This is a genomic window from Bacillus sp. D48C, from assembly GCF_053345735.1.
In genome coordinates, this window is sequence record NZ_JBKFAQ010000005.1 from 155,280 (window position 1) to 180,972 (window position 25,693).

33 protein-coding genes and 1 riboswitch are annotated in these 25,693 nt (G+C 33.8%); of the genes, 26 read left to right on the forward strand and 7 right to left on the reverse strand.

Annotation, left to right across the window (positions count from 1 at the left end; genetic code table 11):
• Window positions 1-88 precede the first annotated feature (88 nt).
• Window positions 89-718, forward strand: coding sequence for a class II aldolase/adducin family protein (locus ACLBXA_RS14905; protein WP_000896006.1), 630 nt, complete (start codon window positions 89-91; stop codon window positions 716-718).
• A 126-nt stretch (window positions 719-844) separates the two neighbouring features.
• Complete coding sequence (gene cbpA, locus ACLBXA_RS14910; protein WP_001264213.1) at window positions 845-1,468, forward strand: cyclic di-AMP binding protein CbpA; 624 nt, start codon at window positions 845-847, stop codon at window positions 1,466-1,468.
• A gap of 64 nt (window positions 1,469-1,532) precedes the next feature.
• Here the strand turns inward: cbpA and ACLBXA_RS14915 are convergent, their stop codons facing one another.
• Window positions 1,533-2,303, reverse strand: a complete 771-nt coding sequence (locus tag ACLBXA_RS14915; RefSeq protein ID WP_218226399.1) for a divergent polysaccharide deacetylase family protein — start codon at window positions 2,301-2,303, stop codon at window positions 1,533-1,535.
• 480 nt (window positions 2,304-2,783) lie between these two features.
• Between ACLBXA_RS14915 and ACLBXA_RS14920 the strand changes: the two genes are divergently transcribed.
• A complete protein-coding gene (locus ACLBXA_RS14920) occupies window positions 2,784-3,065 on the forward strand; it encodes an aspartyl-phosphate phosphatase Spo0E family protein (protein ID WP_000495536.1) in 282 nt (93 codons plus the stop codon).
• A 29-nt stretch (window positions 3,066-3,094) separates the two neighbouring features.
• Here ACLBXA_RS14920 and ACLBXA_RS14925 read toward each other — a convergent pair whose 3' ends face one another.
• Window positions 3,095-4,591 (reverse strand): DUF3149 domain-containing protein, encoded by a 1,497-nt coding sequence (locus tag ACLBXA_RS14925; protein WP_000865060.1) that lies wholly within the window; start codon window positions 4,589-4,591, stop codon window positions 3,095-3,097.
• A gap of 195 nt (window positions 4,592-4,786) precedes the next feature.
• Between ACLBXA_RS14925 and ACLBXA_RS14930 the strand changes: the two genes are divergently transcribed.
• From ACLBXA_RS14930 to ACLBXA_RS14945, 4 genes are all read left to right on the forward strand, one after another.
• Window positions 4,787-5,233, forward strand: coding sequence for a MarR family winged helix-turn-helix transcriptional regulator (locus ACLBXA_RS14930; protein ID WP_000203336.1), 447 nt, complete (start codon window positions 4,787-4,789; stop codon window positions 5,231-5,233).
• A gap of 159 nt (window positions 5,234-5,392) precedes the next feature.
• Window positions 5,393-7,087: a M3 family oligoendopeptidase gene (locus ACLBXA_RS14935; RefSeq protein WP_000008588.1), complete on the forward strand. Its 1,695-nt coding sequence runs from the start codon at window positions 5,393-5,395 to the stop codon at window positions 7,085-7,087.
• 137 nt (window positions 7,088-7,224) lie between these two features.
• Window positions 7,225-7,758: a DinB family protein gene (locus tag ACLBXA_RS14940; RefSeq protein WP_000941975.1), complete on the forward strand. Its 534-nt coding sequence runs from the start codon at window positions 7,225-7,227 to the stop codon at window positions 7,756-7,758.
• A gap of 101 nt (window positions 7,759-7,859) precedes the next feature.
• Window positions 7,860-7,976 carry a DUF6254 family protein gene (locus tag ACLBXA_RS14945; protein WP_000038355.1) on the forward strand — a complete coding sequence of 39 codons (117 nt, stop codon included), beginning with the start codon at window positions 7,860-7,862 and terminating at the stop codon, window positions 7,974-7,976.
• An 11-nt stretch (window positions 7,977-7,987) separates the two neighbouring features.
• On the opposite strand, the gene kinB is transcribed toward ACLBXA_RS14945, so the two are convergent.
• Window positions 7,988-9,196, reverse strand: coding sequence for a sporulation sensor histidine kinase KinB (gene kinB / locus ACLBXA_RS14950; protein ID WP_002083096.1), 1,209 nt, complete (start codon window positions 9,194-9,196; stop codon window positions 7,988-7,990).
• A 206-nt stretch (window positions 9,197-9,402) separates the two neighbouring features.
• Window positions 9,403-9,446, forward strand: a riboswitch (PreQ1 riboswitch).
• Window positions 9,447-9,539: 93 nt separating this feature from the next.
• Here kinB and queC point away from each other — a divergent pair.
• The 4 genes from queC to queF are packed head-to-tail and all read left to right on the forward strand — an operon-like array spanning window position 9,540 to window position 11,918.
• A complete protein-coding gene (queC, locus tag ACLBXA_RS14955; protein ID WP_000711598.1) occupies window positions 9,540-10,202 on the forward strand; it encodes a 7-cyano-7-deazaguanine synthase QueC in 663 nt (220 codons plus the stop codon).
• Window positions 10,202-10,693, forward strand: a complete 492-nt coding sequence (gene queD / locus ACLBXA_RS14960) for a 6-carboxytetrahydropterin synthase QueD (protein ID WP_000368414.1) — start codon at window positions 10,202-10,204, stop codon at window positions 10,691-10,693. The genes queC and queD overlap by 1 nt, the downstream gene beginning before the upstream one ends.
• Window positions 10,686-11,402: a 7-carboxy-7-deazaguanine synthase QueE gene (gene queE / locus ACLBXA_RS14965; RefSeq protein ID WP_000036303.1), complete on the forward strand. Its 717-nt coding sequence runs from the start codon at window positions 10,686-10,688 to the stop codon at window positions 11,400-11,402. Before queD ends, queE begins: the two co-directional genes overlap by 8 nt.
• A gap of 18 nt (window positions 11,403-11,420) precedes the next feature.
• Window positions 11,421-11,918 (forward strand): preQ(1) synthase, encoded by a 498-nt coding sequence (gene queF / locus ACLBXA_RS14970; protein WP_001986050.1) that lies wholly within the window; start codon window positions 11,421-11,423, stop codon window positions 11,916-11,918.
• A 48-nt stretch (window positions 11,919-11,966) separates the two neighbouring features.
• Here the strand turns inward: queF and ACLBXA_RS14975 are convergent, their stop codons facing one another.
• Window positions 11,967-12,152, reverse strand: a complete 186-nt coding sequence (locus tag ACLBXA_RS14975) for a YkvS family protein (protein ID WP_001165082.1) — start codon at window positions 12,150-12,152, stop codon at window positions 11,967-11,969.
• A 259-nt stretch (window positions 12,153-12,411) separates the two neighbouring features.
• Between ACLBXA_RS14975 and ACLBXA_RS14980 the strand changes: the two genes are divergently transcribed.
• Window positions 12,412-12,567, forward strand: coding sequence for a hypothetical protein (locus ACLBXA_RS14980; protein ID WP_002083105.1), 156 nt, complete (start codon window positions 12,412-12,414; stop codon window positions 12,565-12,567).
• Window positions 12,568-12,655: 88 nt separating this feature from the next.
• A complete protein-coding gene (locus ACLBXA_RS14985) occupies window positions 12,656-13,258 on the forward strand; it encodes a phosphoglycerate mutase (RefSeq protein ID WP_000703092.1) in 603 nt (200 codons plus the stop codon).
• 35 nt (window positions 13,259-13,293) lie between these two features.
• Here the strand turns inward: ACLBXA_RS14985 and ACLBXA_RS14990 are convergent, their stop codons facing one another.
• The gene (locus ACLBXA_RS14990; RefSeq protein WP_098437763.1) at window positions 13,294-13,872 is read right to left on the reverse strand and encodes a GNAT family N-acetyltransferase; all 579 of its coding nucleotides are present in this window, start codon (window positions 13,870-13,872) and stop codon (window positions 13,294-13,296) included.
• Between the two features lie 333 nt (window positions 13,873-14,205).
• Here ACLBXA_RS14990 and ACLBXA_RS14995 point away from each other — a divergent pair, with 333 nt between their 5' ends.
• From ACLBXA_RS14995 to ACLBXA_RS15045, 11 genes are all read left to right on the forward strand, one after another.
• Window positions 14,206-14,400 carry a hypothetical protein gene (locus ACLBXA_RS14995; RefSeq protein WP_000356686.1) on the forward strand — a complete coding sequence of 65 codons (195 nt, stop codon included), beginning with the start codon at window positions 14,206-14,208 and terminating at the stop codon, window positions 14,398-14,400.
• Window positions 14,401-14,499: 99 nt separating this feature from the next.
• Window positions 14,500-14,817, forward strand: a complete 318-nt coding sequence (locus tag ACLBXA_RS15000) for a hypothetical protein (RefSeq protein WP_000502199.1) — start codon at window positions 14,500-14,502, stop codon at window positions 14,815-14,817.
• Between the two features lie 477 nt (window positions 14,818-15,294).
• A complete protein-coding gene (gene nrdI, locus ACLBXA_RS15005) occupies window positions 15,295-15,654 on the forward strand; it encodes a class Ib ribonucleoside-diphosphate reductase assembly flavoprotein NrdI (protein WP_000959447.1) in 360 nt (119 codons plus the stop codon).
• The gene (gene nrdE / locus ACLBXA_RS15010) at window positions 15,641-17,725 is read left to right on the forward strand and encodes a class 1b ribonucleoside-diphosphate reductase subunit alpha (RefSeq protein ID WP_001215843.1); all 2,085 of its coding nucleotides are present in this window, start codon (window positions 15,641-15,643) and stop codon (window positions 17,723-17,725) included. The genes nrdI and nrdE overlap by 14 nt, the downstream gene beginning before the upstream one ends.
• Before the next feature lie 81 nt (window positions 17,726-17,806).
• On the forward strand, window positions 17,807-18,775 hold the full coding sequence (nrdF, locus tag ACLBXA_RS15015) for a class 1b ribonucleoside-diphosphate reductase subunit beta (RefSeq protein ID WP_001203025.1): 969 nt from the start codon (window positions 17,807-17,809) through the stop codon (window positions 18,773-18,775).
• 215 nt (window positions 18,776-18,990) lie between these two features.
• Window positions 18,991-19,371 (forward strand): GntR family transcriptional regulator, encoded by a 381-nt coding sequence (locus tag ACLBXA_RS15020; protein WP_000687507.1) that lies wholly within the window; start codon window positions 18,991-18,993, stop codon window positions 19,369-19,371.
• A complete protein-coding gene (locus ACLBXA_RS15025) occupies window positions 19,368-20,066 on the forward strand; it encodes an ABC transporter ATP-binding protein (protein ID WP_000137741.1) in 699 nt (232 codons plus the stop codon). Before ACLBXA_RS15020 ends, ACLBXA_RS15025 begins: the two co-directional genes overlap by 4 nt.
• On the forward strand, window positions 20,063-20,845 hold the full coding sequence (locus ACLBXA_RS15030; protein WP_000843922.1) for a hypothetical protein: 783 nt from the start codon (window positions 20,063-20,065) through the stop codon (window positions 20,843-20,845). Before ACLBXA_RS15025 ends, ACLBXA_RS15030 begins: the two co-directional genes overlap by 4 nt.
• A 14-nt stretch (window positions 20,846-20,859) precedes the next feature.
• Window positions 20,860-21,762: an ABC transporter ATP-binding protein gene (locus ACLBXA_RS15035; protein WP_000528821.1), complete on the forward strand. Its 903-nt coding sequence runs from the start codon at window positions 20,860-20,862 to the stop codon at window positions 21,760-21,762.
• Window positions 21,762-22,538 carry an ABC transporter permease gene (locus ACLBXA_RS15040; protein ID WP_098902202.1) on the forward strand — a complete coding sequence of 259 codons (777 nt, stop codon included), beginning with the start codon at window positions 21,762-21,764 and terminating at the stop codon, window positions 22,536-22,538. The genes ACLBXA_RS15035 and ACLBXA_RS15040 overlap by 1 nt, the downstream gene beginning before the upstream one ends.
• 247 nt (window positions 22,539-22,785) lie before the next feature.
• Window positions 22,786-23,799, forward strand: coding sequence for a CPBP family intramembrane glutamic endopeptidase (locus ACLBXA_RS15045; protein ID WP_017762934.1), 1,014 nt, complete (start codon window positions 22,786-22,788; stop codon window positions 23,797-23,799).
• Window positions 23,800-23,828: 29 nt separating this feature from the next.
• Here the strand turns inward: ACLBXA_RS15045 and ACLBXA_RS15050 are convergent, their stop codons facing one another.
• Window positions 23,829-24,011, reverse strand: coding sequence for a DUF3913 family protein (locus ACLBXA_RS15050; RefSeq protein ID WP_000707106.1), 183 nt, complete (start codon window positions 24,009-24,011; stop codon window positions 23,829-23,831).
• Between the two features lie 100 nt (window positions 24,012-24,111).
• A complete protein-coding gene (locus tag ACLBXA_RS15055) occupies window positions 24,112-24,564 on the reverse strand; it encodes an Lrp/AsnC family transcriptional regulator (protein WP_001175498.1) in 453 nt (150 codons plus the stop codon).
• A 126-nt stretch (window positions 24,565-24,690) separates the two neighbouring features.
• Here ACLBXA_RS15055 and ACLBXA_RS15060 point away from each other — a divergent pair, with 126 nt between their 5' ends.
• On the forward strand, window positions 24,691-25,101 hold the full coding sequence (locus ACLBXA_RS15060) for a carboxymuconolactone decarboxylase family protein (RefSeq protein ID WP_447617304.1): 411 nt from the start codon (window positions 24,691-24,693) through the stop codon (window positions 25,099-25,101).
• Between the two features lie 10 nt (window positions 25,102-25,111).
• Entirely contained in the window at window positions 25,112-25,666 is a 555-nt protein-coding gene (locus ACLBXA_RS15065; RefSeq protein ID WP_242297183.1) for a cysteine hydrolase family protein, read from the forward strand.
• The last annotated feature ends 27 nt before the right edge of the window (window positions 25,667-25,693 follow it).

Genomic DNA, 25,693 nt, shown 5'->3' on the forward strand with positions numbered 1-25,693 from the left:
CAATTAAATTTTTAGAATAATCAAAAAATATTCCTTTTACATAGAAAGGATTCGAACCTTATATGAATATTATGCCGGGGGTGACGAAATGTTATTTTTTCTGAAGAAATGGAATGAATTAAAAGATGTGAAATCTGAATTGGCACTTCGTGATTGGTTTTATGGTACCAAAATTAGTTTGTCGCTATGTACGTCAAAAGAGCCGTTAACATTTTTAGTAAATGTTGAGGGAAGAGATAAAGGGCTATTTTCGGAAGAAGATTTTATTGTCGTAAATTGCATGTGCGAGTCAGTATTTGAAAATGAAGAAAAACCAGCTGCAGAGTCATTTATGCATGCGGATATTTATAAAAAAAGTAGTGCAGGATGTATTTTACAAGTGCAGACTGTAGATAGTCATTTAATATCAGAGTTATATGGAGAAGAAGGAGAAGTAACGTTCGATAAACGCAGTGTGGAACGTGTTTTCGGAAAAGAAGGTATAACAGAAATGACCATTCCAATTGTAGAAGATGAAAAAAAATTCGCTGATTTATTAGAAAGCAATGTTCCGAATTTCATTGAAGGTGGAGGAGTAGTTCTTGTTCATAATTACGGCATGATTGTGTGGGGAAAAACGCCAGAAGAAGCGAAAAAATGGCTAGAGGGTATAGAATATTTAATGAACTATCATGTGAAATTATTAATGATTAAGGGCGCAAGAAGCTCTGTTATATAAAAATGAATGTGATATGGCCACAAGTTAATAAATAAATGAAAGCGTTTTAAAAATAATTTCACTCATAAAATATAGGTCTCCTTATTATATATAGATTACATGTTGACATGTAAGGAGGAACATATTTTGCGAGTTAAATATCATTTTCTGCCAAAGCAGCAAGTAACATTTTGCAAAATAAATGATTCTGGTGAAGAGGCACTGCAAACGATGAACAAAACGGGATTTCGAGCCATCCCGGTATTAGCAGAAGATGAGAAGAAATTCACGGGGATTATTTATAAAGTAGATTTATTAGAAAAAAAATGCAATAGCGGATTAGAGCATGTAAGTGCAGGAGATATACTTGACAATTCCAATGCATTTATTTTTGAAAAGGATTCCTTCTTCAGAGCCTTTTATGTGATTCGTCGGCTTCCGTTTTTAGCCGTGCTAAATGATTATAATGAATTTGTCGGTATGTTAACGCATTCGAATATATTTGATGTTATTGAAGATTCATTTGGTATGCGGACAGGTGGTTATATATTAACAATTGCAACACAAGATTGTAAAGGAACGATTAAAGAGCTTGGGACATTGTTAAAAGCATATAATATCGGTGGGTTGTTTACACTCGATAACGGTGATCAATATATCCGCCGCGTTATTGTAAATATATCAGATGAGTTAGATGAAACAAGATTAAAGCAATTAATCGGAAAAATAGAGAAAAAAGGATTCAGAGTGAGTCATGTAGATTATATTTAAGTTAAAAAGAAAAGTACCTATCTGTTATATATAGATAGGTACTTTTCTTTGTGAGTAATAAACTTTATTTTGAAACAGGAGGCGGGGATAATGCTAGATCAGATAAAAAAATAAAGTCTGCATGCTCACGAATTTTAGGGATAGAAGTTTCAATAACGCGTGATGTAATTTCACCTGGGGGGCCCACATGCCCGATAGCTACCATAATAGGTTTTTCTTGAATTTTTTTGATGAGTAATTGGGCTTGTTTTGAAATATGTCCTGCTGTATACACATCATCAAAAAATAGTTGGTTTTCAATAATAGGAACTCCTAATTCTTTTCCGATTTTTGGGACGACACTATTAGGATTAGTTTTACTATCTAAGTAAAATAAACCGTGTTTTTTACAAGCAGCAAGTATAAGGCGAACAATTCTTTCATCCGCTGTTACTTTTGACCCCATATGATTGTTCATTCCAATTGCATGCGGAACTTCTTGAATCGCTTGTTCAAGTCGGTTGTTTATTTCTTCATCGCTTAAATCGGTTGTAATTGCTTTCGGTCCAAGCCATTCTTTTTTACCTTTAATAGGTTCCATTGGCATATGTATAATAACTTCATGGCCTTTTTTATGGGCGGCTACTGCATCTTCTTTTGTGGAAGGAAGAAAAGGCATAACAGCAACAGTGAGCGGAATGGGAAGTGATAACATTTGATTAGTCCCCTTCATATTATTGCCGAAATCATCAATGACAATAGCAACTTTATTCGTATGAGCATTTGCTTGAATAGGAAATAAGAAGGACGGTAAAAACAAAACAATGATGAACAATGTAATCGTATATTTTCGCATATAAATATTTCCTTTCTATTGTTATCCCGCTATTTGTGGGTAGTAAGACTCCCACCTCAACATTGGGCTGGATAGGTGGGAGATTCACTGCCTATAAACGCACGATTGGTGAATGCTAATAATCAGTGGGGCTGAACAAAAAACACTGATTAAAGTTTCACTTTATCAATCATCATTATGTTTTGCTTTTTTATATAAATTAAACAAAAAATGTCGAAGAAAAGTAGGTGGAAAATTAAGAATCCCCGGTTTACGTAGAATTTGTAAAAAAAGAAGATGAAAAAAATGTCTATTATTGCGAATGTATTTACAAAGATAGAATAATTTGTAATAATTCTCAAAGTGAGGGTAAAGATTTGTAAATTACAGGGAGAAAATGTTAAAATTTCTGATTCTTCAAATTTGTATATGATTAAGTAGTTAAAAAGGTCAATGGAGAAGTGAAGTTGAGAGCATGGAAGTATAATAAGGGGGATATGGATGTTTACTGTAAAAAGGAAGTACACATTAGAAAAGCTTTCACGTGATATTCATATGAAACGTGAAGAAATGATTCAACTAGGATTAACAAGTGGGCTAAATAGTAGGGAGACAATTCAAGTTAGTCAAGAATTGGACAAGCTTATTTTACAATATCAGTGTTATAAAGAAAAACAAACACCGAAATGGTTTTCAATTATAAAAATACCAATTTTCCAAATCGGGTATGAAGGAAAATCAAATAATTTTTGGCGAATGCTTGTCGCTGGTTTTATGAAATAAGTATAATTACCCTTATAGGATAAGGATAATTATACTATGTGTAACGGAATTTCGATATGAACTGTCGTTCCTTCGTTTTCTGTACTGTCAATAAAAATATGCCCATTATACATCTCTACAATTCGTTTACATATGACAAGTCCAAGACCTGTTCCAGTATCTTTATTAGTAAAGAACGGATGAAAGAGGTGTTTTTGAATATGTTGCGGAATCCCTTTTCCAGTATCTGTAATCTGTAATTGTGCGTGTGTTTCATTGTTTTTTACTACAATGGTTAGTGTATCACTAGAAGTCATGGCCTCAATTGCATTTTTTGTAATGTTTAAAACCACTTGTTTCATATGGTCTTTCGAACAACGGATATGAACAGGATGGTCTGGCAAATGTAAATGGAATACAATGTTATGTAAATTCGCCTCAGATTGAATAATTAATGCTACCTCATTTAGAATTGTTCTTACGTCATATGTTTGTTCGATGATGGCGGTTGGCTTGCCGAGAATAAGAAATTCACTTACAATTTCATTGATTCGCTCTATTTCTTGTTCAATTACGGAAAAGTAGAACTGATCTTGTTCATCTTTATATTTCTCTTTTAATAGAGCGACGAGTCCTTTAATTCCAGTAAGAGGATTACGGATTTCGTGTGCTGTACTTGCTGCAAAAGTTCCAACTAATTCAATTTTCTGTAGTTCATTTTGTTGTCTTTCAAGTTTTGTTTGACGTTTTAACAACATATATTGAGCAAGTAAAAATAAAATAGACATTAAAAATAAAGTAGCGATACACTCTATTGCAACCCACTGGTATAAGTTTTTTTGATGAATAGGTAATGGTGAAACAGAGACCTTCCAATTTAATCTTTGGAGTGGAGTAGTAAGCATATTAGAATGCGTATCACTTGTGTCATTATTATCATCGGTTAGAAAAACTACATCATGTTTATCAGTTACCTCAAAATGGTATTGTGGTTTAATGGCATTTAAAGAAGATGAAATGTAATCAAAGCGTAAACTAGCTAATAATAATCCTGAGAGCTCCTTCTGTTTATTGAATATGGGGGCAGCAATCATAATAGCTTTATGTCCAAGAACGCGATCAGTAATGACTGATGATACAGTGGTTTTTTTAGTTTGTAGCACGTCTTGAATATATTTACGGTCTGAAACATCTACGGGCTTTGATTCATCTTCAGATGCGATTGTAATGACCCCTTTTGGTGTAGCGTAATATAGACCAGAAAAGCGTGCATCGTTTCCATCTGTATCATGTACAATTTGTTTAATGCCATTTATATTACCAGTCTCGGTGCCTACAACTTTTGCAAGCATGTCTAAAGCAGAAATTGCTTCACCAAGATGATGATCTAAATAATCTCTATATAAAAAGAGAACTGTATGAGCGGATAATTTGTTTTCCTGTTTCATTTTATATGTATGATACGAATAAAATGTAGCACCAATCCCTATTGTCGGTAGGATAACAAGCAATATATATATAATTATGCTTTGGAATTTGACTTTCAAATGTGGTACTCCTTCTTTTTTTATTATCATTATATATAAACTATGTTAAAATTGTCATGTTTTTATTCAAGAATGATTCTTAATATATTAGGGGAGAGGAAATGGATGAGTGAATGCTCATTCGGAATTCACATGAAGTATGAAGTGGCATTTTCTTTTTATTGCTGAGAATTTAAGTGAAGGGTTGAAAGTTGTATGACATCAAATAATGAACGAGAAGATATTTCTCAATCTTTAAAAGTATTTATTGCATTATCTCGTGTACATCGTTCTGTTATGGATACTACAAATAAATCTATACAAAGTAACGGGTTAAATCCAACGGAATTTGCTGTATTAGAACTGCTATATCATAAAGGCGGTCAACCACTCCAGCAAATTGGTGAGCGCATTTTAATAGCCAGTGGCAGCATTACATATGTTGTAGATAAGCTGGAGAAAAAGGGATTAGTAAAGAGAATCCCATGCCCGAATGACAGACGTGTTATTTACGCGCAATTAACTGAGTCTGGCGAGAACTTTATTGCTTCTATTTTTCCGGGGCATGAGAAAGTTATACATCAGTCTTTTGAAATGTTAACGAAAGATGAAAAAGATGAATTACTTGATCTATTAAAAAAAATTGGGAAGTATGAAAAATAATAATATGTTCCAAAGGAGCTTTGGATAAATAAATCCAAGGCTTTTTTATTTGCAATGAACTCAGGGTAGTAACTGCCGAATTTTGTTGAAAATTAAGAGGGAATTCGGGAATACGTATTGAATTATAGTAAAGGTATGTAATGGAGAGGAGGCTCGTTCATGTCATTTAAAGACTATGAATATAAACGCCCAAATATTGAAGAGTTAAAAGAGAAATTTACTGTTGCTTTAGAGAAGTTTGATAACGCAAAAACTGTAGAAGAACAAAAACAAGTCATTAATTCAATTAATGAAATTCGCAACGATTTTGGTACAATGGGAAACCTTTGTTACATTCGCCATTCTGTTGATACGACGGATACTTTTTATAAGGAGGAGCAGGATTTCTTTGATGAATTCTCTCCAGTTGTACAAGGATATGGTACAAAATATTATAAGGCACTCATTAATTCTCCATTTCGTGAAGAATTAGAGGCGTATTATGAAAAACAATTATTTGCTCTAGCAGAATGTGATTTAAAAACATATTCAGATGAAGTCGTGAAAGATTTACAATTAGAAAATAAATTATCGTCGCAATATACACAGTTATTAGCATCTGCAAAAATTGACTTTGCTGGAGAAGAAAGAACGTTATCGCAACTGATTCCGTTTATGCAAGGAAAAGAAAGAAGCGAACGTAAAGCAGCAAGTGAAGCATACTACGGATTTTTAGCTGGAAATGAGGAAGAACTAGATCGTATTTATGATGAGCTTGTTAAAGTGAGAACGAAAATCGCAAAATCTTTAGGTTTCAAAAACTTTGTTGAACTTGGATATGCAAGAATGTACCGTACAGATTATAATGCGGAGATGGTGGCTAATTACCGTCAGCAAGTGCTGGATTATATCGTTCCCGTTACAACGGAATTAAGAAAGCGACAACAAGCACGTATTGGTGTAGAGAAGTTAGCTTATTACGACGAAAACTTTGAGTTTGCTACAGGGAACCCAACTCCAAAAGGAGATGCGGATTGGATTGTTGATCATGGAAAGACGATGTATAAAGAGTTATCGGCTGAGACAGATGAATTTTTCAATTTCATGCTAGATAATGATTTATTAGATTTAGTTGCGAAAAAAGGAAAAGCTGGTGGCGGATATTGTACATATATTGAGAATTATAAAGCGCCATTTATTTTCTCAAACTTCAATGGAACATCTGGTGACATTGATGTATTAACACATGAAGCAGGTCATGCTTTCCAAGTATATGAAAGTCGTAAATTTGAAATTCCAGAATATAATTGGCCAACATATGAAGCGTGTGAAATCCACTCTATGAGTATGGAATTTTTTACATGGCCATGGATGAAGCTATTCTTTGAAGAAGATGCAGATAAATATTACTTCTCTCACTTAAGTTCAGCACTTCTGTTTTTACCTTATGGCGTATCAGTTGATGAATATCAACATTATGTATATGAAAATCCTGAAGCATCACCTGAAGAGCGTAAGACAGCATGGCGTAACATAGAGAAGAAATACTTACCGCATCGTGATTATGAGGATAATGATTATTTAGAGCGCGGTGGTTTTTGGCAACGTCAAGGGCATATTTATAGTTCACCTTTCTATTATATTGATTACACGCTTGCTCAAATTTGTGCGCTACAATTTTGGAAACGTGCAAGAGATAATAGACAAGAGGCGTGGGAAGATTATGTGAATCTGTGCCAACAAGGTGGAAGTAAATCGTTCTTAGAATTAGTAGAAGTTGCAAATTTAACATCACCATTTGCTGAAGGCTGTGTGAAAAGTGTTATTACAGAAATTGAAGCATGGTTACATGCGATTGACGACACAAAATTGTAAAAAACATGCGCTTTTTTTCACATGTTTAACATCGACATAATGGGAAAATGATGAGATAATAAAAGAAAATTCAGAATACTAAAGAGGTGTTTCTAATAAGGAGCACCTCTTTTCACCAACAAAAGGGGGGAACAAGTATGCTTCAATCTAATATGGATGTGAGTTTAGAAAGTTTAGTAAACTCATTACAGTCTACCCGAAGCACGCTATTATCAGAAATTGAAATGTTAAATGATACAGAAGTGAATGTAAAGCCACGCCGTGATAAATGGAGTATTACTCAAATTTTACACCACTTGCATTTAGTTGAACAATCTGTCACGTCTGCCCTTGTATATGCTTTACAAAAAAACGAAAGAAACATGACTCCATTTAAAGACCTCCAACTTACGCTTGATCGCACACATAAACGAGAAGCTCCTCAGCAAATGCAACCAACAGAAACTTTAATGAAAAAACAGCAAGGAATTCAATTACTAGAACATTCACGACAAGAACTATTACACGCGCTTCATAGTGTTATAGATGAAAAAGATCTATTTGAAAATGGATTAAAGCATCCTGTTTTTAATGATCTGAATTTGTATCAATGGGTTCAATTTCTTGATTTGCATGAACAAAGACATCTTACGCAGTTAAAAGAGGCGAAACATGCAATTTTGCAACGCTAAAGTGGAAGAAGTGGGAAACCACTTCTTTTTTGATATGTGCATAGTTTTCTTTCTTATTTTGGAATACTACATGGAGAAAGAAAAGAAGGAGTTGAAAAAATATGTCTAAGAAGAAGCGAGAAGAGGAGCGCGCCTGGAAAGCGCGTAAAGAAAATCAACAACCGCACGGAAAAGTGAAAGCTTTTGCTGAATTAGTTGAAGGAACAGAAAAAACGTGATGATTATTTCATCACGTTTTTTGTATGAGTGGAAAAGTTAATAAAAAGGTTGTACCGATTCCTTTTTCACTTATAATATCAATTTTTCCGTTCATAGCTTGAACAACACTGAATACGACCATCATTCCAAGTCCAGTGCCTTTTTCTTTCGTTGAATAGAAAGGCGAACCAAGACGTTTTACTTGTTCTGAATCCATACCGATTCCTGTATCTTTTATATATAACTGAATATGCTTATGATCAGGAACTAATGTGAAATAAAGATCACCGCCTTTTGGCATAGCCTCAATGCAATTTTTTAAAATATTTAATAAACATTGATTTAGTTTTTGTTTTTCTCCAGCGATAAAAAAAGAAGTGCTTTGCTTTATATAATGAGTACGTACATTTGTTAAATTAGCAAGCGGTGTAATTAACGACAATGCATGTAGTAATTCTTCTTCTAACTGTAATGTTTGTTCTTTTTCAATGCTTGGTTTGGCAAAAGTTAAATAATCTGTAAGAACATGATTTGCTTGTTCGATGCCGTTAATGGCAATGTCGATATATAATTTTCGTTCCTGCTCAGTGCATGTATCTGATTGTAACAGTTGTAAAAACCCTTTCGTTGAAGTTAATGGATTGCGAATTTCATGAGAGATAGACGCTGCCATTTCACCAATTAAATGAAACTTTTCAGCATTTATAAGTTCGTTTTGGAGACGAACTTGAGTTTGTAATATGTGTAGTAAATATAAAATTAGGATCGTACCAAGCATTGAACATAACTCATATACAATAATATGCGGTATATAATCAGTCTTATTTGTAACCTTTGAAAGAAAGAAAGGTATCCAACTAAATCCGTATGTGAGACTGTAGATAATAGCAAGTGTTATTTTTATACGATTAGAAGTTCGATTGAAAAATTTATATGTTAATAGTAGAACAATAAATAGAAGAACAGAACCGATAAGAGATGGGAAAACACCTACCCCACCTAATAGTAAGCGATATATGTTTAATACAACTAAGATAGAACCACCAGCAATAGGCCCTCCCGTTAATGTACCGACAATTAATACAATATGGCGCATATCAAATTGAAAACCATTATTTGTTTTTGCTGCAAATGTAATACAGAGTACGGTAGCGAGGCAACACAATACAATAAATATAGCTGAATTTAATTTAGGAGAGCGTTTCCCTTTTTGATTCCAAAATAAATGATATACGAGCATTGTAATAAGGATGAATAATATATTTAAAAAGAGATAAATAATAAAGGATTTCAGTGGGATGCCTCCTCTCTTCTTATATTAAATTAATCATACTATAAAATGAAAGAAATGAAATAATAAATAGCGGAAAAATCAGAAATTTTTACGCTAGTATACAATATGTTACAATAAGCTGTGTCAATGAAAGAAGAAATTCCGTGCACCGCGCGGGAGAGGTTCGCGAACTCCCTCTATAAAAAACTATGGAAACAACAATATCCTTAGGTATTGTTTTGTTTTTTTATTGTGACAGTTCAAGAACGTTCTTTCTTCTTATTTATAGTAGAGAAGGAGAATGAGTGAAATGAAAAAAGAAAAAGCAGTTGTTGTTTTTAGTGGAGGACAAGATAGTACAACATGTTTATTTTGGGCAATAGAGCAGTTTGCAGAGGTAGAAGCTGTAACTTTTAATTACAATCAACGTCATAAGCTAGAAATTGATTGTGCAGCGAAAATTGCAAAAGAGCTAGGAATAAAGCATACGGTACTAGATATGAGTCTATTAAATCAACTTGCTCCAAATGCGTTAACGAGAACGGATATGGAGATTACACATGAAGAAGGTGAATTGCCATCGACATTTGTAGATGGACGAAATTTACTCTTCTTATCATTTGCTGCTGTATTAGCAAAACAAGTTGGAGCACGTCATATTGTAACGGGTGTATGTGAAACTGATTTCAGTGGTTATCCAGATTGCCGTGATGTGTTTGTGAAATCGTTAAACGTTACTTTAAATTTATCCATGGATTACCCGTTTGTCATTCACACGCCACTTATGTGGATTGATAAAGCTGAAACATGGAAATTATCAGATGAACTTGGAGCATTTGAGTTTGTTCGAGAAAAAACATTAACATGTTATAACGGAATCATTGGTGATGGTTGCGGTGAATGTCCAGCGTGCCAACTTCGTAAAGCAGGATTAGATACGTACCTACAAGAACGCGAAGGAGCGAACAACTAATGGATAATTTCTTTGGATTTCGCATCGTAGAAAATTTGCAAAAAATGGACAAGGATATTCAGCGTAAACAGCTCAAATACCATAATAAAAGAGTAATGGTCAGCAAGGAATTTACATTTGATGCAGCACACCATTTACACTGTTATGAAGGGAAATGTAAAAACTTACATGGTCACACATATAAAGTTGTATTTGGAATTAGTGGATATGTAAATGAAATAGGACTTGCAATTGACTTTGGTGATATAAAAGAGATTTGGAAGAATGAAATCGAAATTTATTTAGATCATCGTTATTTAAACGAAACGTTACCTGCAATGAATACGACTGCTGAAAATATGGTCGTTTGGATTTATGAAAAGATGGCAGAGGCACTAACTAAAGAGAATCGAGTGAACGAATATAAAGGAGCTCGCGTAGAATTTGTTCGTCTATTTGAGACGCCGACTAGTTATGCGGAAGTAAGACGGGAGTGGATGCTCGATGAGTAAAATCCCTGTCTTAGAAATATTTGGTCCGACTATTCAAGGTGAAGGAATGGTTGTAGGGCAAAAGACAATGTTTATCCGTACGGCTGGTTGTGATTATAGCTGCGCTTGGTGTGATTCTGCTTTTACATGGGATGGATCAGCTAAAAATCAAATTAGACAGATGACAGCAGAAGATATTTGGGATGAGCTTGTTGCAATTGGAGGAGAAAAATTTTCTCATGTTACGATTTCAGGCGGGAATCCGGCATTGCTGAAAAATATTGAGTTTCTTCTTTCTATATTAAAAGAAAATGGAATGCGGACGGCAATTGAAACTCAAGGGAGTAAATGGCAAGATTGGTTACTTCAAATTGATGAAGTAACAATTTCTCCAAAACCACCAAGTTCGACGATGAAAACAGATTTTCAGAAGTTAGATGCTATTATTCAGAAACTAGCAGGAAAAGATATTAGTTTAAAAGTAGTAGTATTCGATGATCATGATTTTGAATATGCAGTTAAGATGCACGAACGTTATCCAGATGTACCATTTTTCTTGCAAGTAGGAAACGATGATACAAAAACAGTGGATGATGCGATGCTTATTAAAAAATTATTAGATAAGTATGAGTGGCTGATTGATAAAGCTGTAAATTGTAAAGAGATGAATGATGCAAAAGTATTGCCCCAGCTTCATGCGTTAGTATGGGGAAATAAACGCGGCGTATAATGAGAAGGGATGTTTAAAATGACAGGAAGATTAGATGAAGATTTAAAAGATGTAACATTACTAGGAAATCAAAATACAAAATATTTATTTGAATATAGCCCAGAAATATTAGAGGTATTTGATAATAATCATCCAAACCGTGATTATTTTGTAAAATTCAATTGTCCTGAATTTACAAGTTTATGTCCGAAAACAGGACAACCAGATTTTGCAACAATTTATATTAGCTATATTCCAGAGCAAAAAATGGTAGAGAGTAAATCTTTAAAGTTGTATTTATTTAGTTTCCGCAATCATGGTGATTTCCACGAAGATTGCATGAACGTTATTATGAACGATTTAATTAAATTAATGGATCCACGTTACATTGAGGTATGGGGGAAATTCACACCACGTGGTGGCATTTCAATTGATCCATACTGCAACTACGGTCGCCCGGGGACGAAGTATGAACAAATGGCTGACTACCGCATGATGAACCACGATCTATATCCGGAAACAATTGATAATCGTTAATAGAAAGAAAGGGCCTGTATACTATACAGGCCCTTTCTTTCTATTATATTATGCATTTTGATTAATGACAGTATAGTTTTTATGACTTACAACTGTAAGAGGTTCCATATCTAGTTCTCTAAAATTCTTCATAATTGTTATATCAACAATAACAGAGTTTTGATTTACTTTTTGAACACGGCCTTGCATTCCACCTTTAAATTCGATGATATCTCCAGTTTCTGCGATCTGCATAAGCAACTCTCCTTGTTACAGTTTTCCCAAAAAAAGAATAAATTTGGGTTTTTTTATTTCCTCCTATTTTGAACCATATTTCCTACTTTGTAAATGTTTCCAAAGTAAAAATTCGAAAAAAATTCACTTTTTGTAAGAAAATATGTAGAAAATCCATGTTATTTGAAAAAATAGCAAAAATGCGAAAATCTTTATATCGAGGTATAATGAAAAAGTAGAATAACCTGCTGAAGTGGGAGAAATTAGAGGCGGTAAAATGATGTTTGAATTTGTGGGGAGTGTTATAGCTTTAATTTTATTTTTATTTTCTTATATGCATTTAAAAAAGATTCGTCAATATGATACGAATACATATTTTGATGGGATGGATGGTACCCATGCTTCGATAACACATGATAGTGGTGGGGAGATGTAAAGGTATATAACTTTCTTTTCTTGCGTGGTATGATATTTAGAACTAGTGCATAATAGAGTTCGTAAGTGATGAATGGAGAGTGAAAAGAATGAAGATTTCTTTTATTCGTCATGGTTGTTTAGGTCGTATAAGAGAACCGATGACAATTAATTCATTTCACGAATGGATGAAACAGTATGATTCCGAATCAATGATACAAAAAGCTAAAATGCCGATAGAAACAATAGAGGCAATTGAAGCAGCGAAATTTGTCTTAACAAGTGATCAAAGGCGTGCTGTACAATCAGCAGCTGAATTGACAGATTCTTTATCTTTTATGCAAAATTCTCTTTTTAGAGAAGCTGAAGTTCCTTCATGCTTTTTTGCTCCGAAGTGGTTGAAATGCACAATTAAGGTATGGATGTTCATTGGACGAACATTATGGATACTTGGCTACCATAAAGATGTTGAGTCTTATAAGGAAGTAAGAGAGAGGGCAAGGCAAGCGGCTTACCTGTTACATCGTTATGCTCTCGTACATGGAAGTATTGCTCTTGTAGGTCATAAGTATTTTAATTCGATGATTGGAACGGAGCTGAGGGCAATGGGATGGTCTGGTTCTCCTATTTTGCATAGAAAGCCATGGGGATGTACAACATATACGTTTCACGAGGCGATGGATGGAAATATATTAAATACGAATTTAACATAAAAGCACACGATTTATATAAATCGTGTGCTTTCTTTTTAAGGTATAGAAATTTTGACGTTTAATGTTTTTACGAGATGAGCATAAGGTTCGCCTACTAGCATAACAATTTCATCTTTTTTATAACCTAACTTTTCGTATAGTGAATAGGCGCGTGTGTTTTCTAAATTAACAAGTAAAGCGATTTTTTCATGCCCTTTTTCAGTTGCATAGATTTCGGCAGCTTCAATTAATTTAGAACCTATACCTTTTCCGCCGTGTGCACTTGAAACTGATAATGTATCAATGTAATACTCATCAAGCTCAGCTTCTTTTTCTAACGTAATTGATTCATCTTTATGTAATTCTCTTAAGTGATGTACAATTGGTGCGTCAAGCTGTGTTGCTTCACTACCGTGATAAGCGACAATAATTCCAACTGCACTCTCGTCTTGTTCATAGACAAAACAGTTTTCGTAGCTCAGACGGTTATTTTCTTTTGAGAACCATGTCTCAAGTCCTAGTAATACTTCTGCTTTAACTGTGCTACCTGTGATTTTTTCAGCAATTTCATGCAGAGCATTATACAATAAAGGAGCTATTGCCAGTGCATCTGTCTTTTTTGCTTTCCGAATCATAGTATCCCTCCTAGTTCTATTTATATATTGTAGCATAGTGGTATGGAACTTTGCATAATTGAATGCCGAAATGTTTGATATAGAGAAGTAGCTATGTTAGTATATGATATTTAGTGGACATATAGTAAAACGATATTGTTTGCGAAATAACGAAAATAAAATCATGGCATAACAACGAGATAAAATGAAACGTTAATCAGTAAGACTTTTGTTCATTCCACGACTGATTAGTAGCCAACACCAATCGGACCGCCTGCAAATAGCGGGATAATTTTACAGTTGTTGACCTATAGAATATACGATAAAATAAAATATTGCAGAGAGGTGAAATACATGGATAAAGAATTAGCAAATACAATTTTAGATCAGCTGAAAAATGGTGAAATAACGGAGTATGTTGTTACGAAAGATGTATTTTATACGTTCAGAGAAGTTGTTGTAAATAGAGAAGACTTTAAGCATTTCATTGGTAACGCACAACGAGGCGGGCAAGTGATTTATACATATTCAGAAACGCCACGTTCATAAAGGGGAATTTTAATCAGCAGGGCATCCCTCACTGATTAGTAGCCGACACCAATCGAACGTTTAATGCGGGATAAATAAAAGATAAAGGAGAGGGGAATTATGGGCGATTTTAAACAAGGCATTTTACCACATTGGGATTATATGTGGAAAGATAGAGCCGGCAATAGATTTATGGGAATGGTTATGTATCCAGAGAAACGAAAATGTTCAGCAAAAATGCTTCAGAAAATAAAAAGAGCATATGAAGAAGCGATAGAAATTAAAGTAACTGTACAAGTTCAACATACATATCAGTACGTAGAAGGAATGATTGTATACTTTGATGAAGAGGCTCCTGTATGTACAATGCTTGATAAAGATGAAAATCCACATCACATATTTGTAAAAGATATTTTGCGTATTGAGCACTCTGAATAAACTTTTCATAAATAAATTGAAGTTCCATAATAATAATCTTTTTCTATAATAGTTATCTTTTAGTATGTAACGAAAAACGAAAGTATATGTATAATATATTTAATAAGGTAAATTTGATAAATGTAATCGTTTTTTAGAGCAGATTATAGTTTCATATCTGTTCTTTTTTGCGTGATGCTGGAGAAATATATTTCTTCAGCATCTACCGTTTTATGACAAAATATATTGTTAACTTTTTTTAAAATAAGATTAAATTCGTTGACAACTTTTTTGAAAAGCACTTTATTGACATGAGTTTTAGAATGTTGTTTCATAGTCATTGTATTGAAAAAAAACGGCTATCATGTCGAAAAGTAAAAGTTAAAAAAAGAAAGAATTTATACATATATCTTGTGTCTTATTTTGAAACGTAATACAATATATAGAGAAATCAAGAACAACATATAGAGAATATAGATTTGAGAGGGAGGGTCGGAAATGTTAGTTGCATATGATTCTATGACAGGAAACGTGAAGCGTTTCATTCACAAATTAAATATGCCGGCCGTTCAAATTGATGAAGATCTAGTAATAGATGAAGACTTTATTCTTATTACGTATACAACAGGTTTTGGCAATGTACCAGAACGTGTTTTAGACTTTTTAGAGCGCAATAATGAAAAATTAAAAGGCGTATCTGCAAGCGGCAATCGTAACTGGGGAGACATGTTCGGTGCAAGTGCTGACAAGATTTCTACTAAATATGAAGTGCCTATTGTATCAAAATTTGAGTTATCTGGAACAAATAACGATGTAGAATATTTTAAGGAAAGGGTGCGGGAGATTGCGACACATTGAACTGAATAATGAAATCACGCAAATGCAGGACGGTTTTTATCAGCTTCATAAAGATAAAGAGGCATTAGAAGTCTTTATGGAAGAAGCTAGAGAGAATACCGTTCCTTTTAATAGCGTGGCAGAGCGAATGGAGTATATGAAAGAACATGATTACTATTACAACGTTCTGGACGAGTATAGCTTGGAGGAAGTAGAGGGAGTATATAACATCGCTTATGGTGAAAACTTCGAGTTCCAATCTTATATGGCAGCATCTAAGTTCTACAAAGATTATGCGTTAAAAACGAATGATCAAAAACAATACTTAGAAAGCTATGAAGATCGTGTAGCAATTGTGTCATTATACTTAGGACGCGGTGATGTTTCGAAGGCAAAACAATTCGCAAGCATGATTGTAAAACAAAACTACCAACCAGCGACACCAACCTTTTTAAATGCGGGAAGAAGCAGAAGAGGAGAAATGGTGTCTTGTTTCTTGTTAGAGATGGACGATAGCTTAAATTCAATTGGCTTTAACATTAATACTGCGATGCAATTATCGAAAATCGGCGGGGGAGTAGCCTTAAACTTATCTAAGCTACGCGCACGTGGTGAGCAAATTAAAGGTATCGACAACGCTGCAAGTGGTGTAGTGCCTGTTATGAAATTGCTTGAAGATTCGTTTTCATATGCGAATCAGCTTGGCCAACGAAAAGGTGCCGGCGCAGTATATTTAAACATTTTCCATTGGGATATTATTGAATTCCTTGATACAAAAAAAATAAATGCCGATGAGAAGAGCCGTATTCAGTCTCTATCAATCGGAATTATCGTTCCAAGTAAGTTCTTTGAGCTTGCTGAGAAAAACGAACCTTTCCATGTTTTCGCGCCTTATACGGTTTATAAAGAATATGGCAAGCATTTAGATGATATTGACATTGATGAAATGTACGATGAATTAATGAGCAATCCGAAAGTGAAGAAGAAGCCACTAGATATTAGTGCACGTGATATGCTTATTAAAATCGCTATGATTCAGCTTGAGTCTGGTTACCCATACTTAATGTTTAAATCAAATGCAAATAATCAACATCCATTGAAGGATATTGGAACTGTGAAGATGTCGAACTTATGTACAGAAATCTTCCAGCTTCAAGAAACTTCAGAAATAAATGATTACGGTACAGATGACATTATCCGTCGTGATATTAACTGTAACTTAGGATCGTTAAATATCGTAAACGTAATGGAAAATAAAGAAATTCGTGAAGCAGTTCATGCGGGAATGGAAGCTTTAACAGCTGTTTCTGATATGACGATTATTCCGAATGCACCAACTGTGAAAAAAGCAAATGACGAGCTTCATTCAGTTGGACTTGGAGCAATGAACTTACACGGATATTTAGCAAAAAATAAAATCGCTTATGAAAGTGCAGAAGCGAAAGAATTCGCTCGTACATTCTTTATGATGTTAAATTACTATTCTATTGAGAAAAGTATGGAAATCGCTACAGAAAAAGGCGAGACATTTAAAGACTTCGATAAATCTGATTATGCGAATGGCACATACTTCGAAAAGTATGAAACGACAGATTACAGCCCAGTAACTGAAAAAGTTCAGCAACTATTTGAAGGAATTCATATTCCGACAAAAGAAGATTGGACAAGTTTAAAAGAGCAAGTGCAAAAGAATGGTTTATACAACTCATATCGTCTTGCCATTGCTCCAACACAATCAATCAGTTACGTTCAAAATGCAACTTCAAGCGTAATGCCGATCGTAAGTCAAATCGAATCAAGAACATATGCGAACGCGACAACATATTATCCAATGCCGTATTTATCAAAAGATACGTTCTGGTACTATAAATCTTCTTACGATATGAATCAGTTTAAATTAATTGATTTAATCGCAGAAATTCAAGAACATATTGATCAAGGAATTAGTACAATTCTTTACGTTAATAGTGATATTTCAACACGTGAATTAGCACGTTACTACATCTATGCACATAAAAAAGGCTTAAAGAGTCTGTATTATACGAGAACACGTAAATTAAGCGTGGAAGAGTGTGTGGCTTGTACCGTTTAATATAAAAAGTGAGACATGATGAGCAGGGTTTTCTGAACCCTGCTCATGCTTAGTTATCATATTTAGAGAAGGGGCGATTTAATGCGTGCGGTAAACTGGAACAAAAAAGAAGATGATTTTAGTTTAATGTTTTGGAAGCAAAACATCGCTCAGTTTTGGACAGAAGAAGAAATTGCGGTTTCGTCTGACAAAAATACTTGGGTGCAATTATCGAAAGAAGAGCAAATTGCTTATAAGCGTGTATTAGGTGGTTTAACACTTTTAGATACGAAACAAGGTGGCGAAGGAATGCCACTTGTACTTGTTCATCTTGAAAATTTACAAGCTAAAAGTGTATTAGCTTTCATGGGAGCTATGGAAGAAGTACATGCGAAGAGTTACAGTCATATCTTTACAACGTTAGCTACTGAAGAAGAAATTGATGATATTTTTGACTGGGTAGACAATCATCCATTACTTGAGAAAAAGGCCGGTATTATTACTGGTTACTATCGTCGTTTGTTAAAGCCTGAGGTAACGAAAAAAGAGCTATATATGGCAATGGTAGCAAGTGTGTTCTTAGAAAGTTATTTATTCTATAGTGGATTCTTCTATCCGCTTTACTTAGCTGGTCAAGGAAAACTAACAGCAAGTGGTGAGATTATTAACTTGATAATTCGTGATGAGTCAATTCACGGCGTATTCGTCGGTATTTTAGCACAACAAATCTTCGCAGAACTTTCTGCAGAAGAGCAACAAGAAGTGCAAAAAGAAACACAAGAGTTATTAATGGAACTATATGAAATTGAAATGGCTTATACAGAAGAAATTTACACTTCTATCGGTCTTGTAGAAGATGTAAATCGTTTCGTTCGTTACAATGCGAATAAAGGGCTTATGAACTTAGGACTTGAGCCGAAGTTTGAAGAAGAAGAAATTAACCCAATCGTTTTAAATGGTTTACGTACAGATACGAAAAACCATGATTTCTTCTCTGTAAAAGGAAATGGTTACGTAAAAGCAACGAACGTTGAAAAGTTAGCTGACGATGACTTCGTGTTTAACTTTTAATATAGGATTATAAAGAAAAGCTGTCTTATTCATTGATAAGACAGCTTTTCTTTATAATTTTGTTTACATAACACTATTATTTCTATATAGCGATTTATGTTTGGGAAGTTCTATTCGGTTAACGGATAGAACTTTTTGTAATTAAATGGGTATTTACAAACTTTTTGTATCAGTGTATTATTTAACTAGTACACCGATACAAAAGGAGGGAAGAAATGAAAATAGAGTTTTCTCCAAATATACCAATTTACATTCAGGTAATGGAATACATAAAAAAAGAGATCGTAACAGGACAGTTATTGCCTGGTGATAAAATTCCCTCTGTCCGTGAATTAGCGAGTGAATTACAAGTGAATCCAAATACGATTCAGCGTACATTTCAAGAGCTAGAACGGGATGGAGTTGTTGTAACACGTAGAGGAATGGGACGGTATGTAACGAATGAAGGGGAGAAAATAATGGAGCTGCGAAAAGAGATGGCGAAAGAATTACTTCATTCTTTTATAGATGGAATGGAAAATTTAGGTTTTTCAGAAGAAGAAATTCTTACAATTCTTCGTTCTTCATTGCATGATAAGAGGGAGGAGAGCCAATGACAGAGCTATTAAAAATAGAAAACTTATGGAAGAGATACGGATTAAAAGCAGTGATCCGTGAATTAAACATAGAGATTACGGAAGGGAAAATCGTTGGGCTTGTTGGAGATAACGGGAGCGGGAAAACGACGTTATTGAAAATGATTGCAGGCTTGCAACACCCTTCTGAAGGCAGTATCACAATAGACGGTAAAAAGGTAGGATTACAGACGAAAGAAATCGTTTCATTTATGTCCGATAAGCCAATCTTTGATGATTGGATGACTGTAAAAGACGCTTTATTTTTCTACCGGGATTTTTATAAAGACTTCGATATTCAAAAAGCGGTAGATACGATTGCAGAATTTAAAATACCGCTAGAAGAAAAAATTACAGCATTGTCAAAAGGTATGGTTGAGAAGCTGCAGATTATTTTAACGTTTTCTCGAAAAGCGAAGCTATATGTACTAGATGAGCCATTGGGCGGGATAGATCCTCTTTCTAGAGAACATGTATTGGATCTAATTCTACAGTTCTATAGGGAAGATTGTACGATATTAATTTCCACTCACTTAATAAATGAAATTGAAAATATTTTTGATGAAGTGATCTTTTTAAAAGATGGAGAAATGGTTCTATATGAAAATGTAGAAGAAATTCGTTTTCAGAGAGGAAAAGCAGTTCATGAATTGTTTAAGGAGGTGTTTAGTAAGTGAAGTCAGTACTTTCCTATTTATGGAATGTAAATAAGAAAAGATATATTGTTACTTTTTTATTCTTTGTGCTAATTGAAGCTGTGTTATTTTCACAAATGATTGTAAGAAAAAGTGATGCGGCTATCAGTAGACAAGAGGGTATATTTGGAATCATTATGATTATATTTTTCTTTTATATTGTTTATATGTTTATACAAACAATGAAATCATATTCACGCTTACTAACTAATCCAATGTTACGACTTACAGCAATATCTGGGAAACAATATGTAATTTCTATGCTTATTTTCTCATTTATCGCAATGGCTATATGGTATGGGATATGTGGAATTCTTTTCTACGTAAGTTATGTATTAGCTTTTCCTACGACTTCTGTATATGTAGAAGCAAAAGAGATTATGCAAGTAGGCATAATTAATAATTTAATATATACGATAAGCGATTTATTTGAGTTTTTGTTTAGTGTTTTACAAATCATATTGGTAATTACTCTAGTAAAGTTACTTACGAAAAAGAAAAAGGCGCAAAATATACTAATCGTTATTATTTTCCTAGTAATAAATATAGCGATTACTTTAGCGACAACCTTGCTAGGAAAATTAGCTCCAGCTTTCCAAGTATTACGAAGAGTAGAATATCATAGTGAAAGCAAGAGTCTGTTTATTAATATGTTTCAAGAAAATGGATTTAACATTTTTAATATAAGTTTCATGGTAATGGTTAGTGCTCTAATAATATATGTAATTGCTTACATAGTCGATAAAAAACTAGAAGTCTAAAGGAGGAATCAGCATTGGGAAACGTAGTAGTAAAGTTAGAGAATGTTCGAAAAAGGATTGGTGGAACGGAAATTATTCGTGGTTTATCATTTGAGGTTCGTGAAGGAGAAGTATACGGATTCCTTGGGCCGAACGGTAGCGGTAAGACGACGACGATCCGTATGATGACAGGTCTTATTTCAATGACAGAGGGCGATATTACAATTTGTGGACATAGTATTCGCTCGGAGCGTGAAAAGGCACTAGAGCAAATTGGAGCGATTGTAGAAAATCCTGAACTATATGATTATATGACAGGAATGCAAAACTTAAAGCATTTTGCGAACATGGCCATCACTCCAATTAGTAAAGAGCGCATTGCTGAGATTGTAAAGCTTGTTGAATTAGAGCATGCGATTCATAAAAAGGTGAAAACATATTCACTTGGTATGAAACAACGTTTAGGAATTGCACAAGCATTACTTCATCAGCCGAAAATCTTAATTTTAGATGAGCCGACAAATGGATTAGATCCAGCTGGTATTCGCCAAATTCGTGATTATTTACAACGTTTAGCGAAAGAAGAGAATATTGCTGTAATCGTATCAAGTCACTTATTGAGTGAAATTGAATTAATGTGTGATCGCGTTGTTATTATTAAACAAGGTGAGTTTGTACAAGAGTACAACTTACATGAAAAAGTGAAGCATGATGAGGCAGTCGTTGTAGCGTTTGAAGTAGATGAAGTTCAGAAAGCGAATGAAATTATTAAAGGTAAAGCAAAAGGGAATGTGATTGTAGCATCTGTAACAAAAGAAAACATTCCGCAACTTGTCAAAAAACTTGTTCATGCTGATGTGCTTGTATACGGAGTTACTGTTCAAAATAAAACGTTAGAGGATGAGTTCTTAGCGATTACTGGGGGAGTGAAAGCGTAATGTTTAAATTAATTCAAAATGAATTTTTAAAATTACATGCGAAAAAAGGTATGTATATTTTAATTGGTGTCATTGCTTTATTGGAGATTTTAGGAGCTGTAGTACTGGCGAAATGGGGTGAAGCTGGTAGTTTAAGTGGATCTTACTTAGATTTTGTAAGTTCAGATATCGGCTTAATTATGATATTCACAACGATTTTTGGAATTACAACAGCTTCTCGTACAATTACAGATGAATTCCAAAAAGGAACGATTAAACAATTATTAATTCGTCCAAGAAAACGAATGACAGTTTTATTTTCTAAATATATTACAGTGTTATTAACGATGTTATTTATTGTATTTGCTAGTACGTTAATTGCCATGATTATTGGATTAATTGTAATGGACGGTAGTAAAACTGAATTAACATTAGGAATTGTTTTGAAAACAATATTATATCAGTTGCTATCGCCATTTTTCTTTGCAACACTTGCATTTTTCTTAGCAAACGTATTTAGAAAGTCTGTATTATCATTAATTATTACGATGTTCCTATTATTCTTACAAGGAGCAATTAATATGGCACTAATGATGTTTGCAAAAGGTGTAGCGAAGTTTGTAGTATTCTTCCATTTGGATTTAAGAGCTTACGACAGTAATAAATTAATTAGTGGTGGAGTAGAACCAACATTTACAGAATTTACGTTTACAACTTCATTATTACTTGTAGCTGCATACTTTGTTGTGTTACTTGTAGCATCAAGTGCATTATTCCAAAAACGTGACGTATTATAATAAAAGAAATCCCCGCTTGTAAAAACGGGGATTTTTATTACATAAATTTCACTTGGATTGCAACTTGAAGAACAGCGATATGGTATTTTAAGAGCCATGCTGTTTGAAATGATTTGAGAAAAATAGGAAGGATTTCAACTAGATTCATATTGTAATTTAGTTATCCAATTATTTATAAGGAAAGGACGCCTATAAAATATTGATTCAAGTTTTACTTTATTTTTTACTATCTTTGGGGGTGTTTCATGTGCACTATGCATTTTCACGTATAAGGCTACGTAGCTTTTTTGGATGGATGATTATAGGGGTGTTCCTTATAATGATACCATTAGGTCTAGCAAATGTTTCTGAGAATACGATGGAGGTTATTTCACAAATAACTGTATTTTTTGTATTTCCGTTACTTTGGCTATACGTAAAAACAAATAAAAATAATGTTGTATTTAACAGTTTTTTTGATAAGCCAGGACGTTTATCTTGGGGATTAATTGTATTAGCAACGATAATGGGGATGATTTTTTCAGTTGGCATATCTCAGATTCAATTTTACATATTAGCACATACGTTACCGAATTTCTTAGTTACTATGCTAGAAGACGGAAATGTTATTAATACGAGTAACGTATATATGACGATATTTACTTTCATTTCAGCATGTGTGTTAGCACCTATTATGGAAGAGGTTATTTTTAGGGGATTTTTCTTACAGCGAATGGCTCATAAATGGGGAATTAAAAAAGCTGTAATTATATCTTCAATTATTTTTGGCCTAGGACATTTTGATGTTATTGGTGCGTTCATGTTTGGTGTCGTTATGTGCCTTTTATACATAAAGACAAAAAATATATGGACGAATATAGCTGTGCACGCTCTAAATAATTTGATTGCAACAAGTATGCAATTTTTCGGTGGAGAAGAAAGTGGTACAATCTCAATTACTGAATTACAAGCGCAAAGTAATTTATGGATTGGTATCGGTCTTACAGTTGTTGGATTACTATGGTTAATTCCGTATGTTTGGAAACAATGGCGTACAGTAAAAGAAGTTGGCGTGCCACCAGTACGTTTTATAAATGAGCAAAAAGTAGTGAATTCATCACAAGAAAATGAAGTGTATAGTCAAGTGATCGTAACCGATAGATTGATGGCCATAGAGTTACCAGATGAGGTTGTAAATAAGCTTCGGTTAGAAGAAAGTGATTATGTAACAGTATCAGTAGAAGAAGATAAAATCGTTATAAAGAAAGCACATAATAGATAATTAAAAAGTAGCTCCTTAGGAGCTACTTTTTAATTTGTAATAATTTCTATACGAAAATTATTACCGTTCTTTACATATTTAATATCTGTAACAGTACGGACTGTCTTTAAAATCTCCACTTTTTCACCAATTCGCGGGATGGTCGGAACATTGTCCCAAATACCAAGCAAGTCATCTAATTGTGCCGTTTTTTCATAAAACCAGATTTTCAATGTAAAGCCCCTTTCTCGAACTTTATGTATTTTAATACATAATATATTATTTTTATTCTTATTGTAAGGGGTTTTTTTATATTTTATGAATAAAAATAAATTAATCTTCTGGGAAGATATGTTCAATATCAGGAGTAAGAGATACTTCTGATAATACGATATGAGAAACTGTCGTTGCATATGAAGAAACATCATTGATAAATTCTTCAAGTTCAACGAGTGAAGGAACAGAAATTTTTACAATGTAGCATAAGCTTCCTGTTACTCGGTAACAAAAACTTGCAGATGGATAAGACTGAATAAACTGTTGCATACGTGTTGTATCACCATTTTTTAAAGTGATTTCTAAAATACAATCTAAAACTAGTCCTGCTTTTTTATAGTCGATATCGATTGTATATTTTTGAATAACGCCTTCACTTTCAAGTTTACGAACACGTTCTGCAGTAGACGGAGCAGATAAGTTTACTCGTTTCGCCAATTCACGCATAGAAAGGCGACTATCATTATATAATTCATTTAAAATTTTTCGATCAACACGGTCTAGTTGCATTTGTAAATATACCTCCAGTAAAATAATGATTTTTGTAAAGGGAAAATATAAATTAAGATTCATATGAAATGTAAAGTGAACGTTATTTATTTTACAATAAAACAGAAGGAAATAGGAGGGGAAATGATGGAGAGAATTTCATTATCAAATGTAGGAGATACAAAGTTTCAAAAGTTATTAGGGCATAATTCGGATATATTACATTCGTGGAGTACGTTAGAGGATACACTGTACAATAAAGGAATTCTTTCAGCAGAGTTGAAGGAGCAAGTGAGAAGAACATTAGCGTATGGGAATGAATGTCCGTACTGTATGGCAAAGGGAAGACCTGATGATGTGCAAAAGGCAGAGGAGATTGGTGTAGCCGTTACTTTTGCGCATACATTTGTTCATGACCGAAAAGCGATAGATGATACTATGTTTCACGCATTAAAACAATATTGGACAAAAAAAGAAATTGTAGAGCTTTGCGCCTATGTTTGCTTTATTACTGCGTCACAACAACTTGGTTTTCTATTTCAATTACAGCCAAATTAAGGAGGAAATGATGACAAATCAAATAGCACTTATCATAATCGATGTACAAAAGGCATTTCAATTACAAGATTGGGGCGAGAGAAATAATATTTTTGCTGAAGAAAACATGAGAATTTTGTTAGCAGAATGGAGGAAAAGGAAACGACCAGTTTTTCATATTCAACATGTAAATAAAGAAGATGCTCGGTCAATGTTTTATGAGAGAGGGGAAACGGTAAACTTTAAAGAAGAAGTGCAACCACTACCTGGTGAAGTGGTTATTCAAAAATTCGTTAACAGCGCGTTCATTGGGACGAATTTAGAAGAGCAATTAAGAGAGGACAAATGTAATGCAGTAGTAGTTGTAGGATTAACGACAAATCATTGCGTGGAAACTACGATACGAATGGCAGGGAATTTAGGATTTACAACGTATTTAGTGAGTGATGCAACGGCTACTTTTAACCGTAAAGGTTTAGATGGTAAAGAGTATAGTGCAGAAGATATTCACAATATGACACTTGTAAATTTACATGAAGAGTTTGCTACGATTGTGACGACAAAAGAAGCATTAAAATTATTTTGAAAAAATAATTGCGAATTATGTAGAAAA

What these genes read in the sequence shown, in the direction of transcription:
- ACLBXA_RS14975 (WP_001165082.1), bottom strand. Translation starts at nt 12,152, where the DNA reads ATGCAGATCGCAGAAACTGGAGATATCATCGAATTTAAAGGTGGAATG.
- ACLBXA_RS15020 (WP_000687507.1), top strand. Translation starts at nt 18,991, where the DNA reads ATGAAAATAGAGTTTTCTCCAAATATACCAATTTACATTCAGGTAATG.
- ACLBXA_RS14905 (WP_000896006.1), top strand. Translation starts at nt 89, where the DNA reads ATGTTATTTTTTCTGAAGAAATGGAATGAATTAAAAGATGTGAAATCT.
- ACLBXA_RS15025 (WP_000137741.1), top strand. Translation starts at nt 19,368, where the DNA reads ATGACAGAGCTATTAAAAATAGAAAACTTATGGAAGAGATACGGATTA.
- ACLBXA_RS14920 (WP_000495536.1), top strand. Translation starts at nt 2,784, where the DNA reads ATGTTTACTGTAAAAAGGAAGTACACATTAGAAAAGCTTTCACGTGAT.
- ACLBXA_RS14980 (WP_002083105.1), top strand. Translation starts at nt 12,412, where the DNA reads ATGTTTGAATTTGTGGGGAGTGTTATAGCTTTAATTTTATTTTTATTT.
- ACLBXA_RS14945 (WP_000038355.1), top strand. Translation starts at nt 7,860, where the DNA reads ATGTCTAAGAAGAAGCGAGAAGAGGAGCGCGCCTGGAAAGCGCGTAAA.
- ACLBXA_RS15060 (WP_447617304.1), top strand. Translation starts at nt 24,691, where the DNA reads ATGGAGAGAATTTCATTATCAAATGTAGGAGATACAAAGTTTCAAAAG.
- ACLBXA_RS14940 (WP_000941975.1), top strand. Translation starts at nt 7,225, where the DNA reads ATGCTTCAATCTAATATGGATGTGAGTTTAGAAAGTTTAGTAAACTCA.
- nrdF (WP_001203025.1), top strand. Translation starts at nt 17,807, where the DNA reads ATGCGTGCGGTAAACTGGAACAAAAAAGAAGATGATTTTAGTTTAATG.
- ACLBXA_RS14935 (WP_000008588.1), top strand. Translation starts at nt 5,393, where the DNA reads ATGTCATTTAAAGACTATGAATATAAACGCCCAAATATTGAAGAGTTA.
- queC (WP_000711598.1), top strand. Translation starts at nt 9,540, where the DNA reads ATGAAAAAAGAAAAAGCAGTTGTTGTTTTTAGTGGAGGACAAGATAGT.
- queE (WP_000036303.1), top strand. Translation starts at nt 10,686, where the DNA reads ATGAGTAAAATCCCTGTCTTAGAAATATTTGGTCCGACTATTCAAGGT.
- ACLBXA_RS15065 (WP_242297183.1), top strand. Translation starts at nt 25,112, where the DNA reads ATGACAAATCAAATAGCACTTATCATAATCGATGTACAAAAGGCATTT.
- ACLBXA_RS14995 (WP_000356686.1), top strand. Translation starts at nt 14,206, where the DNA reads ATGGATAAAGAATTAGCAAATACAATTTTAGATCAGCTGAAAAATGGT.
- nrdI (WP_000959447.1), top strand. Translation starts at nt 15,295, where the DNA reads ATGTTAGTTGCATATGATTCTATGACAGGAAACGTGAAGCGTTTCATT.
- ACLBXA_RS14990 (WP_098437763.1), bottom strand. Translation starts at nt 13,872, where the DNA reads ATGATTCGGAAAGCAAAAAAGACAGATGCACTGGCAATAGCTCCTTTA.
- ACLBXA_RS14985 (WP_000703092.1), top strand. Translation starts at nt 12,656, where the DNA reads ATGAAGATTTCTTTTATTCGTCATGGTTGTTTAGGTCGTATAAGAGAA.
- kinB (WP_002083096.1), bottom strand. Translation starts at nt 9,196, where the DNA reads ATGCTCGTATATCATTTATTTTGGAATCAAAAAGGGAAACGCTCTCCT.
- ACLBXA_RS14915 (WP_218226399.1), bottom strand. Translation starts at nt 2,303, where the DNA reads ATGCGAAAATATACGATTACATTGTTCATCATTGTTTTGTTTTTACCG.
- queD (WP_000368414.1), top strand. Translation starts at nt 10,202, where the DNA reads ATGGATAATTTCTTTGGATTTCGCATCGTAGAAAATTTGCAAAAAATG.
- ACLBXA_RS15000 (WP_000502199.1), top strand. Translation starts at nt 14,500, where the DNA reads ATGGGCGATTTTAAACAAGGCATTTTACCACATTGGGATTATATGTGG.
- ACLBXA_RS14930 (WP_000203336.1), top strand. Translation starts at nt 4,787, where the DNA reads ATGACATCAAATAATGAACGAGAAGATATTTCTCAATCTTTAAAAGTA.
- ACLBXA_RS15055 (WP_001175498.1), bottom strand. Translation starts at nt 24,564, where the DNA reads ATGCAACTAGACCGTGTTGATCGAAAAATTTTAAATGAATTATATAAT.
- queF (WP_001986050.1), top strand. Translation starts at nt 11,421, where the DNA reads ATGACAGGAAGATTAGATGAAGATTTAAAAGATGTAACATTACTAGGA.
- ACLBXA_RS15040 (WP_098902202.1), top strand. Translation starts at nt 21,762, where the DNA reads ATGTTTAAATTAATTCAAAATGAATTTTTAAAATTACATGCGAAAAAA.